General features: G+C 58.9%; 25 protein-coding genes. 20 read left to right on the top strand and 5 right to left on the bottom strand.

Features of this window, described 5'->3' with window-relative positions; genetic code table 11:
• The 20 genes from MGEO_RS21425 to rplQ all read left to right on the top strand — a co-directional run.
• Positions 1 to 497, top strand: a 497-nt coding sequence (locus MGEO_RS21425; RefSeq protein WP_158091027.1) for a hypothetical protein, incomplete at its 5' end; no start/stop codon positions are given.
• A 203-nt stretch (positions 498 to 700) separates the two neighbouring features.
• Positions 701 to 907, top strand: a complete 207-nt coding sequence (gene rpmC / locus MGEO_RS15300) for a 50S ribosomal protein L29 (RefSeq protein WP_085639680.1) — start codon at positions 701 to 703, stop codon at positions 905 to 907.
• Between the two features lie 15 nt (positions 908 to 922).
• On the top strand, positions 923 to 1153 hold the full coding sequence (rpsQ, locus tag MGEO_RS15295) for a 30S ribosomal protein S17 (RefSeq protein ID WP_085639677.1): 231 nt from the start codon (positions 923 to 925) through the stop codon (positions 1151 to 1153).
• Positions 1154 to 1230: 77 nt separating this feature from the next.
• Positions 1231 to 1599, top strand: a complete 369-nt coding sequence (gene rplN, locus MGEO_RS15290) for a 50S ribosomal protein L14 (protein WP_007427594.1) — start codon at positions 1231 to 1233, stop codon at positions 1597 to 1599.
• The gene (gene rplX, locus MGEO_RS15285; protein WP_085639674.1) at positions 1599 to 1910 is read left to right on the top strand and encodes a 50S ribosomal protein L24; all 312 of its coding nucleotides are present in this window, start codon (positions 1599 to 1601) and stop codon (positions 1908 to 1910) included. Before rplN ends, rplX begins: the two co-directional genes overlap by 1 nt.
• Positions 1903 to 2463, top strand: a complete 561-nt coding sequence (rplE, locus tag MGEO_RS15280) for a 50S ribosomal protein L5 (protein ID WP_085639670.1) — start codon at positions 1903 to 1905, stop codon at positions 2461 to 2463. The genes rplX and rplE overlap by 8 nt, the downstream gene beginning before the upstream one ends.
• Positions 2464 to 2476: 13 nt before the next feature.
• Positions 2477 to 2782: a 30S ribosomal protein S14 gene (gene rpsN / locus MGEO_RS15275; protein WP_085639667.1), complete on the top strand. Its 306-nt coding sequence runs from the start codon at positions 2477 to 2479 to the stop codon at positions 2780 to 2782.
• Between the two features lie 13 nt (positions 2783 to 2795).
• On the top strand, positions 2796 to 3188 hold the full coding sequence (rpsH, locus tag MGEO_RS15270) for a 30S ribosomal protein S8 (RefSeq protein ID WP_085639664.1): 393 nt from the start codon (positions 2796 to 2798) through the stop codon (positions 3186 to 3188).
• 12 nt (positions 3189 to 3200) lie between these two features.
• Positions 3201 to 3734 (top strand): 50S ribosomal protein L6, encoded by a 534-nt coding sequence (rplF, locus tag MGEO_RS15265; RefSeq protein ID WP_085639661.1) that lies wholly within the window; start codon positions 3201 to 3203, stop codon positions 3732 to 3734.
• A gap of 12 nt (positions 3735 to 3746) precedes the next feature.
• Positions 3747 to 4103 carry a 50S ribosomal protein L18 gene (gene rplR, locus MGEO_RS15260; RefSeq protein ID WP_085639658.1) on the top strand — a complete coding sequence of 119 codons (357 nt, stop codon included), beginning with the start codon at positions 3747 to 3749 and terminating at the stop codon, positions 4101 to 4103.
• A 170-nt stretch (positions 4104 to 4273) separates the two neighbouring features.
• Positions 4274 to 4855, top strand: coding sequence for a 30S ribosomal protein S5 (gene rpsE, locus MGEO_RS15255; RefSeq protein ID WP_085639655.1), 582 nt, complete (start codon positions 4274 to 4276; stop codon positions 4853 to 4855).
• A 5-nt stretch (positions 4856 to 4860) separates the two neighbouring features.
• The gene (gene rpmD / locus MGEO_RS15250; RefSeq protein ID WP_085639652.1) at positions 4861 to 5049 is read left to right on the top strand and encodes a 50S ribosomal protein L30; all 189 of its coding nucleotides are present in this window, start codon (positions 4861 to 4863) and stop codon (positions 5047 to 5049) included.
• Between the two features lie 126 nt (positions 5050 to 5175).
• The gene (locus tag MGEO_RS15245; RefSeq protein ID WP_085639649.1) at positions 5176 to 5793 is read left to right on the top strand and encodes a sulfotransferase family protein; all 618 of its coding nucleotides are present in this window, start codon (positions 5176 to 5178) and stop codon (positions 5791 to 5793) included.
• A gap of 142 nt (positions 5794 to 5935) precedes the next feature.
• Positions 5936 to 6409 carry a 50S ribosomal protein L15 gene (gene rplO / locus MGEO_RS15240; RefSeq protein ID WP_085639646.1) on the top strand — a complete coding sequence of 158 codons (474 nt, stop codon included), beginning with the start codon at positions 5936 to 5938 and terminating at the stop codon, positions 6407 to 6409.
• A 104-nt stretch (positions 6410 to 6513) separates the two neighbouring features.
• Positions 6514 to 7878 carry a preprotein translocase subunit SecY gene (secY, locus tag MGEO_RS15235; protein WP_085639715.1) on the top strand — a complete coding sequence of 455 codons (1365 nt, stop codon included), beginning with the start codon at positions 6514 to 6516 and terminating at the stop codon, positions 7876 to 7878.
• Entirely contained in the window at positions 7875 to 8516 is a 642-nt protein-coding gene (locus MGEO_RS15230; RefSeq protein WP_085639644.1) for an adenylate kinase, read from the top strand. The genes secY and MGEO_RS15230 overlap by 4 nt, the downstream gene beginning before the upstream one ends.
• Positions 8517 to 8809: 293 nt before the next feature.
• Entirely contained in the window at positions 8810 to 9178 is a 369-nt protein-coding gene (gene rpsM / locus MGEO_RS15225) for a 30S ribosomal protein S13 (protein WP_085639641.1), read from the top strand.
• Between the two features lie 15 nt (positions 9179 to 9193).
• Positions 9194 to 9586, top strand: a complete 393-nt coding sequence (gene rpsK / locus MGEO_RS15220) for a 30S ribosomal protein S11 (protein ID WP_085639638.1) — start codon at positions 9194 to 9196, stop codon at positions 9584 to 9586.
• A 115-nt stretch (positions 9587 to 9701) separates the two neighbouring features.
• The gene (locus MGEO_RS15215) at positions 9702 to 10718 is read left to right on the top strand and encodes a DNA-directed RNA polymerase subunit alpha (RefSeq protein ID WP_085639712.1); all 1017 of its coding nucleotides are present in this window, start codon (positions 9702 to 9704) and stop codon (positions 10716 to 10718) included.
• 123 nt (positions 10719 to 10841) lie between these two features.
• Positions 10842 to 11264 (top strand): 50S ribosomal protein L17, encoded by a 423-nt coding sequence (gene rplQ, locus MGEO_RS15210; RefSeq protein ID WP_085639635.1) that lies wholly within the window; start codon positions 10842 to 10844, stop codon positions 11262 to 11264.
• 72 nt (positions 11265 to 11336) lie between these two features.
• Here the strand turns inward: rplQ and MGEO_RS15205 are convergent, their stop codons facing one another.
• From MGEO_RS15205 to MGEO_RS15185, 5 genes are all read right to left on the bottom strand, one after another.
• On the bottom strand, positions 11337 to 11798 hold the full coding sequence (locus tag MGEO_RS15205; protein WP_085639632.1) for a PAAR-like domain-containing protein: 462 nt from the start codon (positions 11796 to 11798) through the stop codon (positions 11337 to 11339).
• 826 nt (positions 11799 to 12624) lie between these two features.
• Entirely contained in the window at positions 12625 to 13281 is a 657-nt protein-coding gene (locus MGEO_RS15200; protein WP_085639629.1) for a hypothetical protein, read from the bottom strand.
• A gap of 55 nt (positions 13282 to 13336) precedes the next feature.
• Complete coding sequence (locus tag MGEO_RS21945; protein ID WP_085639626.1) at positions 13337 to 13711, bottom strand: RusA family crossover junction endodeoxyribonuclease; 375 nt, start codon at positions 13709 to 13711, stop codon at positions 13337 to 13339.
• A gap of 18 nt (positions 13712 to 13729) precedes the next feature.
• On the bottom strand, positions 13730 to 15688 hold the full coding sequence (gene parE, locus MGEO_RS15190; protein ID WP_085639623.1) for a DNA topoisomerase IV subunit B: 1959 nt from the start codon (positions 15686 to 15688) through the stop codon (positions 13730 to 13732).
• A gap of 63 nt (positions 15689 to 15751) precedes the next feature.
• Positions 15752 to 16165: a hypothetical protein gene (locus tag MGEO_RS15185; protein ID WP_085639620.1), complete on the bottom strand. Its 414-nt coding sequence runs from the start codon at positions 16163 to 16165 to the stop codon at positions 15752 to 15754.
• Positions 16166 to 16167 lie beyond the last annotated feature (2 nt).

The raw sequence follows: 16167 nt of genomic DNA, 5'->3' as shown, positions 1-16167 counted from the left end.
CCCTAGAGCCTGAGTCAATTCAGATTTATCAGCTATATAGAGAAAAAGTGGTCCATGAGGATACTTTAATCAACTTCCGAACCTCTTGGTTTGTAACTCTTCAAGCCTTTTTATTCACCTCATTGGCGCTCACGCTTCCCAAAATGTCTAGCGATTTGGATTTTCCAATAGAGTACATTTTTATACTTTTCTCTCTCATTGGAATTGCGGCGTCGATCACTACAATTGTAAGTGTCGAAGCAGCGGACGCCGCGATAAACAAAGCTGCAGCGAAATGGTCGAAGCCCTATTATGACGATGAAGGTCGTGTACCTGAGTTGGGAGTTCGAGACGTGGTCGATCCTGCCGGACTATTGCCAGCAATAAAAGGTGGCGGCTCCAATGAAGGAATCGGTGTTCGAGGCAAGTCCTCGTCTGTTGTCTTGCCCGGCGCCATCGGGATGCTGTGGTTAATCATGTTTTGCTACTCTGCAATTAAACTAGTACATTCAGCGTAGATTGCTGAGTAGCCTCGCTTTCGAGCACTTCATAGTTTGGTGTTTTCTATCTCCTTACCAGTGTGCGTGACCTTGAAAACAAAGGGGTTGCGCCATCGGGCTGTCCGGCCTATACGGCGCGCTCATCCACCTCCACCGGGAATCAGGGTGACCCACGACAACGATGGGGCTCTCCGGTGATGTTGATAGAAAGGAATGGCGACATGAACGCCAAGGAACTGAACGACAAGACACCGGACCAGCTCCGTGATGAGCTTGTTGCGCTGAAGAAAGAGGCCTTCAACCTCCGCTTTCAGCAGGCCACCGGCCAGCTCGAGAATACTGCGCGCATCCGTCAGGTGCGCCGCAACGTGGCACGCATCAACACCGTGCTGAACCAGAAAGCCGCCGCAGCGGCCAGCGACGCGTAAGAGGGAGCCACAGAGATGCCCAAGCGTATTCTTCAAGGTGTCGTCACCTCGACCGCGAACACTCAGACCGTCACCGTTTCGGTCGAGCGTCGCTTCAAGCACCCGGTTCTTCAGAAGACGATCCGGAAGTCCAAGAAATATCGCGCCCATGACGAGGCCGAGAAATTCGCAGTAGGGGACGTTGTCCGCATTCAGGAATGCGCCCCCAAGTCGAAGACCAAACGTTGGGAGGTTATCGCTGAATAAGCGATAGCCTTTCGGCATTTACGAAACCCCCGGGCCTATGCCTCGCATGAGCGGTCCGGGACGTCGGGAGAAAATCTATGATCCAGATGCAGACCAATCTGGATGTTGCTGACAACAGCGGCGCACGCCGTGTTCAGTGCATCAAGGTTCTGGGTGGGTCCAAGCGGAAATACGCGTCGGTGGGTGACATCATCGTAGTGTCCGTGAAGGAAGCCATCCCGCGCGGTCGCGTGAAGAAAGGTGACGTCCGCAAGGCCGTCGTCGTGCGCACCGCCAAGGAAGTCCGTCGCGAAGACGGCACAGCCATCCGTTTTGACCGCAACGCTGCCGTCATCCTGAACAACGCAGGTGAGCCGGTCGGTACGCGTATCTTCGGACCGGTTGTGCGTGAGCTGCGCGCCAAGAACTTCATGAAAATCATCTCGCTTGCTCCGGAGGTGCTGTAATGGCTGCGAAACTCCGTAAAGGCGACAAGGTGGTTGTGCTTGCCGGCAAAGACAAAGGCAAGTCGGGCACCATTGCCTCCGTCGATCCGAAGGCCGGCAAGGCCGTGGTCGATGGCGTGAACATGGCGATCCGTCACCAGCGTCAGACCCAGACATCGCAGGGCGGTCGTATGCCCAAGGCGATGCCGATCGATCTGTCGAACCTGGCGATTGTCGACAAGAACGGCAAACCGACCCGCGTTGGCTTCAAGATGGAAGGCGACAAGAAGGTCCGTTACGCCAAGACAACAGGGGATGTGATCGATGCTTGATGCTGCAACCTACACCCCGCGCCTGAAGGCACAGTTCCAGAACACGATCAAAGCCGCTCTGAAAGAAGAGTTCGGCTACAAGAACGACATGATGATCCCGCGTCTGGACAAGATCGTTCTGAACATCGGCTGCGGCGCGGAAGCTGTCAAAGACAGCAAGAAAGCCAAATCCGCTGTTGAGGATCTGACCAAGATCGCCGGTCAGCAGGCCGTCACCACAAAGGCAAAGAAATCCATCGCGGGCTTCCGCGTTCGTGAAGAAATGCCGCTGGGTGCCAAGGTCACGCTGCGTGGCGACCGGATGTACGACTTCCTCGATCGTCTGATCACCATCGCGATGCCGCGGATCCGCGACTTCCGCGGTGTGAAGCCGTCTTTCGACGGCCGTGGCAACTTCGCCATGGGCATGAAAGAGCACATCGTGTTCCCCGAAATCGACTTCGACAAGGTCGATGAGGTTTGGGGCATGGATATCATCATCACGACGACCGCGAACACCGACGCGGAAGCCAAGGCGCTGTTGAAGCACTTCAACATGCCGTTCAACGCCTGAGGGGACTGATACCATGGCGAAGAAAGCAATGATTGAACGCGAAAAGAAGCGTCAGAAGCTGGTGGAAAAGTATGCCGCCAAGCGTGCTGAGCTGAAGGAAATCGCGAACGATGAAAGCAAGCCGATGGAAGAGCGCTTCAAGGCGCGCCTCAAGCTTGCAAAGCTGCCGCGGAACAGCGCGCCCTCGCGCCTGCACAACCGCTGCCAGCTCACCGGGCGTCCGCACGCCTACTATCGCAAACTCAAGGTCAGCCGGATCGCGCTTCGCGAGCTTGCCAGCAATGGCAAGGCCCCCGGCATGGTCAAGTCGAGCTGGTAAGGAGGGCTGAGATATGAACGATCCTATCGGCGATATGCTCACCCGTATCCGCAACGCCCAGATGCGCGGCAAGTCCACCACCATGACACCGGCGTCCAAGCTGCGTGCCCGCGTTCTCGCGGTGATGGCGGACGAAGGCTACATCCGCGGTTTCGAAGAAACCAAGGACGAGCGCGGCCATCCGGCATTCGAAATCAGCCTGAAGTACTTTGACGGCACCCCCGTGATCCGCGAACTCAAGCGCGTATCCAAGCCGGGCCGTCGTGTGTACCTGGGTGTGGATGACATCCCGCAGGTCCGTCAGGGTCTGGGTGTGTCCATCGTGTCCACGTCCAAAGGCGTCATGACTGATGCAAGCGCCCGCAGCCAGAACGTTGGCGGCGAAGTGCTCTGCACCGTCTTCTAAGGAGGTCTGGAAATGTCTCGTATTGGCAAACAGCCGGTTGAGCTTCCCTCGGGTGTGACTGCATCCCTGTCGGGGCAGACCATCGAAGTGAAAGGTCCGAAAGGCACCCAGAGTTTTACCGCGACCGATGATGTCACCATCACGGTGGAAGGCAATGTCATCAAGGTTGATCCGCGCGGTAAATCCAAGCGCGCCCGTCAGCAGTGGGGCATGTCCCGCACGATGGTTGCGAACATGGTGCATGGCGTAACGAACACCTTCAAGAAAGAGCTTGAAATCCAGGGTGTTGGTTACCGTGCTCAGCTTCAGGGCAGTGTCCTGAAACTGAACCTTGGCCTGTCGCATGACGTTGATTTTCAAATTCCGGACGGTGTGACCGTCACATGCCCCAAGCAGACAGAGATCGTGGTCGAAGGCCATGACGCTCAGCTGGTGGGCCAGGTGGCAGCGAACATTCGCGACTGGCGTCGGCCCGAGCCCTACAAGGGCAAAGGCATTCGCTACAAGGGCGAATACATCTTCCAGAAAGAAGGCAAGAAGAAGTAAGGACCGAAGGCAATGGCAAACAGTAAACGACAGCTGTTCCAGAAACGCCGCCTGCGCGTTCGGAACAAACTTCGCAAGGTCAACGCAGGGCGCGTGCGCCTGAGCGTGCACCGCTCGAACAAGAACATCAGCGTTCAGCTGATCGACGACGTTCGTGGCGTGACGCTCGCAGCGGCCTCGACCATGGAAAAAGATCTCGCCGGCGGCAAGAACAACGTCGAAGCCGCCCAGAAGGTCGGTGCGGCGATTGCCGAGCGTGCGAAGAAAGCCGGGATCGAAGAAGCATATTTCGACCGTGGCGGTTTCCTTTTCCACGGCCGCGTCAAGGCTCTGGCCGACGCAGCCCGCGAAGGTGGTCTGAAGATCTGATGGTGGCGGTGCGTGCATGCACGCACCCTGCCGCATGAATGTGCAGGGTGCGTGGTCTCACGCACCTTGCTTTGCGGAAGGGCCATCCCTTCCCGATGATCCGGGAGCACCGAAAGGCTCACCTGGATTGGACAACGGGCACTGCGCCCACAAAAGAAAAGGATGCCTAAATGGCAGAACGTGAAAACCGTCGGGGCAACCGCCGCGACCGCGAAGAGCAAGCCCCGGAATTCGCCGATCGCCTTGTGGCGATCAACCGGGTGTCCAAGACCGTCAAGGGTGGTAAGCGTTTCGGCTTCGCAGCCCTCGTCGTTGTGGGCGACCAGAAAGGCCGCGTCGGCTTTGGCAAAGGTAAGGCCAAGGAGGTCCCCGAGGCCATCCGCAAGGCAACCGAACAGGCCAAGCGCAAGATGATCCGCGTGCCGCTGCGCGAAGGCCGCACGCTGCACCACGACATCGAAGGTCGTCATGGCGCCGGTAAGGTGGTCATGCGCACCGCACCGACCGGTACCGGTATCATCGCCGGTGGTCCGATGCGTGCCGTGTTCGAAATGCTGGGTGTTCAGGACGTCGTCGCAAAGTCGATCGGCTCGCAGAACCCCTACAACATGATCCGCGCCACGCTGGACGGCCTGTCCAAAGAGGCAAGCCCGCGTTCCGTCGCACAGCGTCGCGGCAAAAAAGTGGCCGACATCCTGCCCAAGCGTGAAGACGCCCCGCAGGAAAGCGCCCACGTCGCTGAGGAGGCCTGATCACCATGGCTAAGACAATCGTTGTCAAACAGATCGGTTCGCCGATCCGTCGTCCGGAAATCCAGCGCAAGACGCTGATCGGTCTGGGCCTGAACAAGATGCACAAGACCCGCGAGCTTGAAGACACCCCCGCAGTGCGCGGTATGGTCAACAAGATCCCGCACCTGGTCGAGATCATCGAAGAGCGCGGCTGAGCCTCGTTTTTTCGAAGAATTCTGAAAACCCCGCCAGCATGCTGGCGGGGTTTTCTCTTTTTCGGCATAGTCTGGTAATCAGGTTAAGACGTCGGGTTCAGCTGACACGACGTCATAGGAGTTGTCATGCCGCTAAAGATAATTGGAACTGGGTTCGGTCGCACCGGTACGGATTCCATGCGACATGCACTGAATATTCTCGGTGTTGGACCAACGCACCACATGTTCGAGCTTGAAGAGGGTACCCCACTCCGACCGCTTTGGCTTGATTTGGCAAAAGGCGGCACCCCTGATTGGGAAAAGCTGTTCGAGGGGTATTCGGCCTGCGTGGATTGGCCGTCTGCCTACTATTGGCGCACCTTGATTGACGTTTATCCAGAGGCAAAAGTGATTCTGACGATGCGGTCTGCTGAAAGCTGGTGGGACAGTTTTGAGAAGACGCTCCTGCGCTACCTCCAAACGGGCGACGATCCCAATGGATTGGCGCATCTTTTGGTTGCCAATCAGGTGTTTCATGGACGTGCGAGCGATCGTGACCACGCAATCGCTGTGTACAACAAGAACGTAGAGGATGTGTTGGCGACTGTCTCTCCGGATCGGTTGTTGGTTCACAATCTGGGTGACGGATGGCAGCCGTTGTGTAAATGGCTGGACGTGCCGATACCGAACATTGATTATCCAAGCGGCAACACGACCAAGGACCTCCATGAGAAGATGGCGGCCAAGGGTGTAGACTTGTCGTGAAAGCAGCGCAGTGCCCTCTTGATCAGGCTGTCTAACACCTCTATACGCCCCCGGTGGACTTACGGGTCCCTGATTCATAACCAAGAAAAGCCGCGTTCGTCCCACATCGCTTCGGGGGCGTTTCCGGCAAAGGAGAAGCGATATGAAACTGCATGAACTGCGCGACAATCCCGGCGCAACCAAGCGCAAGAAGCGCGTTGGCCGTGGTCCGGGCTCCGGCCTCGGTAAGATGGGTGGCCGTGGTATCAAAGGTCAGAAATCCCGTTCGGGTGTGGCCATTGCCGGCTACGAAGGCGGCCAGATGCCGCTCTACCAGCGTCTTCCGAAGCGTGGCTTCAACAAGCCGAACCGGAAGTCGTTTGCCGTGGTCAACCTCGGTCTGATCCAGAAATTCGTCGACGCCGGCAAGCTCGATGCGAAAGGCACCATCGACGAGGACGCTCTGGTTGCGTCCGGTCTGGTCCGTCGCAAGCTGGACGGCATCCGCGTGCTCGCCAAGGGCGACATCACCGCGAAAGTGACTCTGAACGTCACCGGCGCTTCCAAATCGGCCATTGAGGCGGTTGAGAAGGCTGGCGGCTCACTGACGGTCACAACCGCGCAGGCCGCCGAATAAGAGGTTGTGAGCGGCTTCAACGCCGCTTACATAGCCCCCAGAGCTTTCCAAACGCCGCCTGAGCCGGACCGCTCATGGCGGCGTTCATCATAAAAGAGACCCGCATGGTATCAGCAGCAGAACAAATGGCCGCGAATACAAGCTGGGCTGCGCTCGGCAAAGCGACCGATTTGCGCAACCGGATTTTCTTCACGCTTGGCCTTCTGATCGTTTACCGCATCGGCACCTTCATTCCCGTTCCGGGGATCGACGGCATTGCCCTGCGCGAATTCATGGAGCAGGCGCAGCAGGGGATCGGCGGCATCCTGACGATGTTCACCGGCGGTGCTCTTGGCCGCATGGGGATCTTTGCCCTCGGCATCATGCCCTACATCTCGGCCTCGATCATCGTTCAGCTTCTGACGTCCATGGTGCCGTCCCTCGAACAGCTGAAGAAAGAGGGCGAGGCGGGCCGCAAGAAGATCGCGCAATACACCCGCTATGGCACGGTGTTCCTGGCGACGTTCCAGGCCTATGGCCTTGCCGTTAGTCTTGAGGCGGGCGATCTCGTCACCGATCCGGGCTGGTTCTTCCGCGCCTCCTGCGTGATCACCCTCGTGGGTGGCACAATGTTCCTGATGTGGCTCGGGGAACAGATCACCGCGCGCGGCGTCGGCAACGGTATCTCGCTCATCATCTTTGTCGGCATCATCGCCGAAGTCCCCGCCGCTCTGGCGCAGTTCTTTGCCTCGGGCCGTTCGGGTGCCATCAGCCCGGCTGTGATCGTGGGGGTGATCCTCATGGTCATCGCGGTGATCATGTTCGTCGTGTTCATGGAGCGGGCGCTCCGAAAGATCACGATTCAGTATCCCCGCCGCCAGATGGGCATGAAGATCGCAGAAGCGCAGAACAGCCACCTGCCGGTCAAGGTCAACCCGTCGGGCGTGATCCCGGCCATCTTCGCCAGCTCGCTGCTGCTGCTGCCGACGACGATCAGCACCTTCAGCGGTCAGCAGACCGGCCCGGTCATGTCGACGATCCTTGCCTATTTCGGGCCGGGTCAGCCGCTTTACCTGCTGTTCTTCGGGGCGATGATCGTGTTCTTCGCCTACTTCTACACCTTCAACGTTTCGTTCAAGGTCGATGACGTTGCCGACAACCTGAAGAACCAGAACGGCTTTGTCCCAGGGATCCGTCCGGGCAAGAAGACCGCCGAATACCTCGAATACGTGGTCAACCGCGTACTGGTTCTGGGCTCTGCCTACCTGACCGCGGTCTGCCTGTTGCCGGAAATTCTGCGTGGCCAGTTCGCCATTCCCTTCTACTTCGGCGGCACATCCGTGCTGATCGTGGTGTCGGTGACGATGGATACGATCCAGCAGGTCCAAAGCCATCTTCTGGCTCATCAATACGAAGGTCTTATTCAAAAGTCGCAGCTGCGCGGCAAGGGTAAGTCCAAATCCAAAAGACGGAGCCCGGCACGCCGATGAATATTATCCTCTTGGGCCCGCCGGGTGCGGGCAAAGGCACACAGGCGCGGTTCCTCTGTGACGAGCGCGACATGATCCAGCTCTCGACCGGCGATATGCTGCGCGAGGCCAAGGACAGCGGCACCGAGATGGGCAAGATCGTCGCCGACGTGATGGCCCGCGGCGAGCTTGTCACGGATGAGATCGTGATCGGCCTGATCCGGGAAAAGCTCAAAGGCGACAAGAAGGGCGGCTTCATCTTTGACGGCTTCCCGCGCACTCTGGCCCAGGCGGATGCTCTGGGCGAGTTGCTGGCCGAAGAGGGTGAGACCCTCGATGCCGTGATCGAAATGCAGGTCGACGACAATGCGCTTGTCGCCCGCATCACGGCGCGCTCCACCTGCGGGTCCTGTGGTGAGGTCTACAACGACAACACCAAACCGATCCCGGCAGACGGCAAATGCTCCAACTGCGGCGGCACCGAATTCAAGCGCCGCGCGGACGACAACGAGGAAAGCCTCAAGCAGCGTCTGATGGAGTATTACAAGAAAACCTCGCCACTGATCGGCTACTATTACGCCAAGGGTCAACTGTCCTCGGTGGACGGTCTGGGCGAAATGGCCGCCGTGAAAGCGGACATCGCCAAGGTGCTGGGATAACCTGAGCGGCGAGGGCGCTCGAACGCCCTTGCTCCTACGGGCCAGCCGCTTTTGTCGGGGATGATCCAAGCGTTCCCTGATACGCAGGAACAGGCATCGAGACGAGGGTTGACGCCGGAGTCAAACACTCCTATCTACCGCCATCTCTTAACCGAGAATCACCGTCGCAGCTCGGGTCGCGCCCGTCTGCGGATCACCTGATCAGCTCAAGGCCCCAAGGGTAAAACCGACGGGCCTTATGTTGTGAAAAAAGGGTCTGGCGCTACGGACCCGCAACGAAAAGGAAGTCATACGTGGCACGTATTGCTGGCGTGAACATTCCCACAGGGAAGCGTGTTCCGATCGCCCTCACCTACATCACCGGTATCGGCCATACCTCCGCAAAAGCCATTTGCGAAGCGGTCAATATCGACGCAACCCGCCGGGTTAACGAACTGAGCGATGCCGAAGTGCTCGCCATTCGTGAGCACATCGACGCGAACTACACCGTTGAAGGTGACCTGCGTCGCGAAGTGCAGATGAACATCAAGCGTCTGATGGACCTTGGCTGCTACCGTGGCCTGCGTCATCGCCGCAACCTCCCCGTCCGCGGCCAGCGGACCCACACCAACGCGCGCACCCGTAAGGGCCCCGCGAAGCCGATCGCCGGCAAGAAGAAGTAAGGGAGGTCTACCGATATGGCACGTGATACCCGTCGCGGAGGCAAGAAAAAGGTCTCCAAGAACATCGCAGCTGGCGTCGCACATGTGAACTCCAGCTTCAACAACACCAAGATCCTGATCTCCGACGTGCAGGGCAACGCGATCTCCTGGTCGTCCGCTGGCACCATGGGCTTCAAAGGCTCGCGGAAATCCACACCCTACGCAGCTCAGCTGGCTGCCGAAGATGCGGGCCGCAAGGCACAGGAACATGGCGTCAAGACGCTCGAAGTCGAAGTTCAGGGCCCCGGTTCGGGTCGTGAATCGGCGCTCCGCGCTCTGGCGGCCATCGGGTTCAACATCACGTCGATCCGTGACGTGACCCCGATCGCACACAACGGCTGCCGCCCGCCGAAGCGTCGTCGCGTCTGATCGACCACACTATTCTGGCATGGCCCCACCGTGAGGTGGGGGCATGCTTTCGTCATTTTAACCTCGGGCGTCACTGCCTTTCGGACATGGGGCAGAGACAAGTATGGAGGGACGCATGATCCACAAGAACTGGGCAGAATTGATCAAGCCGACGCAGCTTGAGGTCAAGCCGGGCGCCGATCCGTCGCGCGTGGCGACCGTGGTTGCCGAACCGCTGGAGCGGGGCTTTGGTCTGACCCTCGGCAACGCGCTGCGCCGCGTGCTTCTGTCGTCGCTGCAGGGCGCGGCAATTACCTCCGTGCAGATCGACAACGTGCTGCACGAGTTCTCCAGCGTTGCCGGTGTGCGCGAAGACGTCACCGATATCGTGCTGAACCTCAAGGGTGTGTCGCTCCGTATGGAAGTCGAAGGCCCCAAGCGCGTTTCCATCAACGCCAAGGGTCCGGGCGTTGTCACCGCCGGTGACATCTCGGAAACCAACGGCATCGAAGTGCTGAACCGTGACCACGTGATCTGCCACCTCGACGAAGGTGCGGACCTCTACATGGAACTGACGGTCAACACCGGCAAGGGCTACGTGTCCGCCGACAAGAACAAGCCGGAAGATGCACCCATCGGCCTGATGCCGATCGATGCGATCTATTCCCCGGTCAAGAAAGTCGCTTACGACGTGCAGCCCACCCGTGAGGGCCAGGTGCTGGACTATGACAAGCTGACAATGAAGGTCGAAACCGACGGCTCCGTCACGCCGGAAGACGCCGTGGCCTATGCCGCGCGCATCCTTCAGGATCAGCTGTCGATCTTCGTCAACTTCGACGAACCGGAATCCGCACGTCAGCAGGACGAGGACGACGGTCTCGAGTTCAACCCGCTTCTGCTCAAGAAGGTGGACGAACTGGAACTGTCCGTGCGCTCGGCAAACTGCCTGAAGAACGACAACATCGTCTATATCGGCGACCTGATCCAGAAAACCGAAGCCGAGATGCTCCGCACCCCGAACTTCGGCCGCAAGTCGCTGAACGAGATCAAGGAAGTGCTGTCCGGCATGGGTCTGCACCTTGGCATGGATGTCGAGGACTGGCCGCCAGACAACATCGAAGACCTGGCGAAAAAGCTGGAAGACAACTTTTAAGAAATTTGGGTGAGGGGCACCCCTCACCCAACCGGGCATCCGCCCCAAGGAGAGCCGCTGACACGCATCGGTGGCCGGACAAAGCAAAAACGCCCGTAGAGGGCAACTATTGGAGTAAGACACATGCGTCACGCACGAGGCTACCGCCGCCTGAACCGCACCCACGAGCACCGCAAGGCGCTCTTTGCCAACATGGCTGGCTCGCTCATCGAACATGAGCAGATCAAGACCACCCTGCCGAAAGCCAAGGAACTGCGCCCGATCGTTGAAAAGCTGATCACGCTGGGCAAGCGCGGTGACCTGCACGCCCGCCGTCAGGCAGCTGCACAGCTGAAGGAAGACAAGGACGTTGCCAAGCTGTTCGACGTTCTCGGCCCGCGCTACGCCGAGCGTCAGGGCGGCTATGTCCGCATCCTGAAGGCCGGCTTCCGCTATGGCGACATGGCACCGATGGCGATCATCGAATTCGTCGACCGTGACGTCGACGCAAAAGGCGCAGCCGACAAGGCCCGCCTGGAAGAGCTGGAAGCAGCTGACGAAGAATAAGATCGCGCCCGCAAGGGACGATCACAGCCCCGCCCATGTGGCGGGGCTTTTCTTTTGCAGCTCAGCCATCCCTTACCGGAACGACGGGGGTGTCACGATGATCGGCGCTCCCTCGTACTTAACGTCAAACGAGTACGCCGTGTACGGGGTCATGCCGACGTTCTGCGAACTCACGATCCCTTTCCGGGTGCCGGGTTCGTCACCCGTGGATGTTCGGATCACAGAGGCATTGCCTGCATCGCGGATCTTGATCTTCGGGAACCCGCCTTTGCGGACTTCGGAGTTGAAACTGTCCAGCGCGGCGGCCGGGTAGGGGATCGGTACAGGGCCTCCGGGGGGCGGTGGTACGAAACACACATCCGGAAAGGTCAGCGAGACATTCGCGCCCGACGGGACACCGCTGCGCCGGCACAGATTGGCGAAATCCGTGCCATCCTTGACTTCGATCACACCTGACTCGTCGGCCGTGGGTTCCACGTTTGGCGGGACTATTCCGCAGACAGAGTAGAACGCTGCCAGATTGACTTTGAACATTGCCGCAGCCTTGGGACTATTCCTGAACCAATGCCAAAAAGCGTGGCACAGGTTCTCGGACCTGTCAAAGCCGCACTGTCCGGCGGAGGGCCGGATCGCCGCCCACTGTGGATGGCCGGCGTAAGGGCAGGGCGCAGCACCGCACGGTGCGTTTCCGCGCTCTCAACCCATCCGCCCGATACCTCCCGCCCATCGGATCCGAGACCCGTTCCGTCTTTTGGCGGAACACCCCAGGCGACTACCCTCTCTCTACGGACGCTTTATGTGCGTTCAGACCATGAGAGACGCGTCTCAACAGGCCCTTCGGGGTACAGGTTCGGAGCCTCACAGGCTCTGCACGGGGGAGAGGATGTCCACCCAACTCAGGTGACGTCACCTCTTTTTGGAAATGGGGCGATGCCCCGACATATGAATGGAAAACACGGTTCGAGCGACCCAGCCCGTCCGAAGGACGGGCCGCGCCCGACCCTCCCCCCGGGAGGGCGCATTGGCGTGTCGTTTGCTCAGAACCACTGTCACGCGTGTGACGCTGCCTCGCATTGTTCAGAGGCTGCGTGCGCCCACCCAGGGTCGGGCGCTTACGGTTTTCTCAACGAACATTGCACCCGGCGCGGAATAGCACCGAAGGTGCCCGCGCCATCGCCAGACCGCCCCCCGGGCTGGCGATGGGCAACCGTATGCGCAACGCTCATATTTCGTTCGGATTTGGCCACTATAAAACGCGCCGTTCGACGCTAGGACGCCACCCCGCGGTCTGGCGATGGCGCTTCATCGGGTTGATGATTTTACGCATGGAAACAATTATTGATTACTGTGCGAGACCGCCTCATATCGATTTTTCTGGTGGAGATCGCTCTTCCGCAAGTGTCTCAACATGCGCCATCAAAGACGCGTAGTCTTCATCTGAGATTTCTACGTCCAGTTCCCCGTGTATTAGACTATTGCGTTTAGCAGCGAGCCTTCTCAGTTCGTCAGCGTCATCTGGCCAAAAAGTCCCATTCTCGGCCAAGACGGTGATAATCCTGCCCGGTGATTGCGGTTTGGAAAAAGCTTCTGGATTAATTCTGCGTGCTGCCGCTTCAAATCCGGCCCATAGCGACAAGAAGGCGGCTCTCTTGGAACCCGTGTCAAATGCCGCCTCTGCTTCATTGAGCAACGAACGAATTGATGGGTACGGAACTGATTTGAGCCCTGCTAGAGCACGATCCGAGTCAAGATACACCAATAAGAATTTCCACCCTGGTTGCTGTTCAATCTTATTTTTGAGCGCTTCAATGTGCTTTGATAGCTCGGGTCTGTGGCGTCGCTTAATCTCAACAATGATTTTCTGTCCGTCGCGCTCCAACAGTAAATCAGGGCGATATGATCCCAAAAAATCTGCGCCTGGAATGTTCTTCGGTTCCAATTCGGCCGTGTAACCGTCAAGCTCGTACTTTCGAGCAAGTTCACGAGCAGCCTCATATTCGCTGATAGATTGGCTCATTGCGCTTCTCCCAATGGGTCGTTGGAAAGCCGTATAAAGACAAATGGAGTGTTGTTCACCATCGCCTCGGCAACCAAATCTGGGTACTCTGCAAATTTTCCCCCTCGTGGGGTGTGAAGCGTTGGGCTACAACCCTCGAGATTTGCTCGTCATCTTGGACGATCTGCGGATGCATAGCGTCTTGAATTGGCTTTATTATGTTATCTATATCCCCGCCCGTTGCGTCGGTTGGGAAATCGTAAATCGTTAGGCTCACTTGTTCTTCGCTTGCCCAGCAATGTTCAGCGACAACAGTTCTCGAGGCTTCGCGAACCCGCTGTTTCCAGTCCTCGCGTGACTGTGCCGACGCTTGAAGTGAGACGGGCGTTCCAAGAACGGCGAAAGTGATTGGAAATGATATCTCTACGTCTTCGTCTTCATCAATCGGCATGCCGGCATTCCAAAAAATTCAAACATCCAACTCCTCAACGAACCGCGCGTTCTCCTGGATGTACTGGAACCGCAGCTCCGGCTTTTTGCCCATCAGACGTTCCACCAGATCGCCGGTTTCGCCCGGTTCGTCCTCGTCGATGGTCACACGGATCAGCTTGCGTGACGCCGGGTCCATCGTGGTCTCTTTCAAATCCTTCGCGTCCATCTCGCCCAGACCCTTGAAGCGCTGGACGTCGATCTTGCCTTTGCCGCCAAGACCCTTCTGCATCATCAGGTCTTTCTCGGCATCATCCGCCACATAGAGCCGTTTGGCCCCCTGTGTGAGCCGGTACAAAGGCGGGCAGGCCAGATACAGATGCCCGGCGTCGATCATCGGGCGCATCTGGGTGAAGAAGAACGTCATCAGGAGCGATGCGATATGCGCGCCATCGACGTCCGCATCGGTCATGATGATGACCTTGTCATAGCGCAGATCGTCGACATTGAACTTGGTGCCAAGACCCACACCCAAAGCCTGTGTCAGATCGCTGATCTCGGCATTGGTGCCCAGTTTGGAGGACGCCGCGCCCAGCACGTTCAGGATTTTGCCCCGCAGCGGCAAGAGCGCCTGCGTCTTGCGGTCCCGCGCCATCTTGGCCGATCCACCCGCCGAGTCTCCCTCGACGATGAACAGCTCTGTGCCTTCCCGCGATGTGGCCGAACAATCCACCAGCTTGCCCGGCAGCCGCAGTTTCTTGGTCGCTGACTTGCGCTGGGTCTCTTTCTCCTGCCGCCGCCGCAGCCGTTCTTCGGCGCGCAGCACGAGGAAGTCGAGGATCGCCCCTGCGGATTTCGTATCCGCCGCCAGCCAGTTGTCGAAGTGGTCGCGCACGGCGCCTTCGACCATGCGCTGCGCTTCGGTTGTCGCAAGACGGTCCTTGGTTTGCCCCACGAATTCCGGTTCGCGGATGAAGCACGACACCAGCGCACAGCCGCCGGTGATCAGGTCGTCGCGGGTGATCTGCGCGGCCTTCTTGTTGTTCGACAACTCCCCATAGGCGCGGATGCCCTTGAGAATCGCCGCCCAGAACCCGGCCTCGTGCGTGCCGCCTTCGGGGGTGGGGACGGTGTTACAGTAGGATTGGATGAACCCGTCGCGCGACGGCGTCCAGTTGATCGCCCACTCCACCTTACCCGGAGAGTTGAACTTCTCCCGGAACTCCACCGTTCCGGCAAAGGGCCGCTCGGCATAGGTCGAGGCGCTGCCCAGCGTCTCGGTCAGGTAATCGGCCAGACCTCCGGGGAAGTGGAAGGTGGCCTCGGTCGGGGTTTCGCCATCGTTGATCGCGGTTTTCCAGCGGATCTCCACACCCGAAAAGAGATAGGCCTTTGACCGCACCATCTTGAACAGCCGCGCGGGCTTGAACCGGTGGTGGCCGAAGATCTGTTCGTCCGCATGAAAGGTCACCGTTGTGCCGCGCCGGTTGGGCGCCGCACCGACCTTTTCCACCTTGGAAAGCGGAATACCGCGCGAAAAGCGCTGCTCGAAAAGCTCTTTGTTGCGGGCCACCTGAACCACCATCGAATCCGACAGCGCGTTCACAACCGACGCACCCACGCCGTGTAGACCACCCGAGGTCTCATAGGCCTTGCCCGAGAACTTGCCGCCCGCGTGCAGGGTACAGAGGATCACCTCGAGCGCGGATTTGTCCGGAAACTTGGGGTGCGGATCAATCGGGATGCCGCGCCCGTTGTCGCGGATGGTGACGGCATAATCCTCGTGCAGCTCCACCTCGATCCGGTTGGCATGTCCGGCCACCGCTTCGTCCATGGAGTTGTCCAGAACCTCGGCCACGAGGTGATGCAGCGCGCGTTCATCGGTGCCGCCGATATACATACCCGGACGTTTGCGAACGGGCTCCAGCCCTTCAAGGACCTCAATGGAGGACGCGTCGTAGTCGGTCGGTTCGTGCCCGGAGAGAAGGTCTTCGGCCATGGCAGCTGCTCTGTCTTTGTTGCTTTGCGCCAATATGGCAGAGCCGGGGGCAGGGGGAAAGCACTAGCTGTCCTCGTCACCCTTCATCAGCCTGTCCGCCTTGCGCCGCACCAGCACGCCGCGCAGATCGTGCATGGCCAGCAGGAGCGCGTCGGTCACGGCTTCAAGCTGCTCGTCGGTTGCCCTGGACTGTGCCCATTGCGTGGTCAGGTTCAGGTGATCGACGGCGCGCAGGATGTCGTCGACATCGCGCGCGGCCAGCGTCGCCTGCCGCTCGGCCATCCATTCACGGATGACGTCGATATCTTCATCGCTCAGGCTGCGATCACCATGGGGTTTGATTTCGCCGTTGCGAATATTGACGACCGCAATCTGGTCCATCTCGATTCTTCGCTGGCGGTTTTCGGTGTCTACGCGAAAGACCAGCGCGCCGTTCTCCCGAACGCGGAAATAATAGTCTGGGAGATCGGCCCCCATGG

Origin of the sequence: Marivita geojedonensis (assembly GCF_002115805.1) — a bacterium.
GTDB lineage: Bacteria > Pseudomonadota > Alphaproteobacteria > Rhodobacterales > Rhodobacteraceae > Marivita > Marivita geojedonensis.
This window is presented reverse-complemented; position numbering and strand designations above follow the sequence as displayed.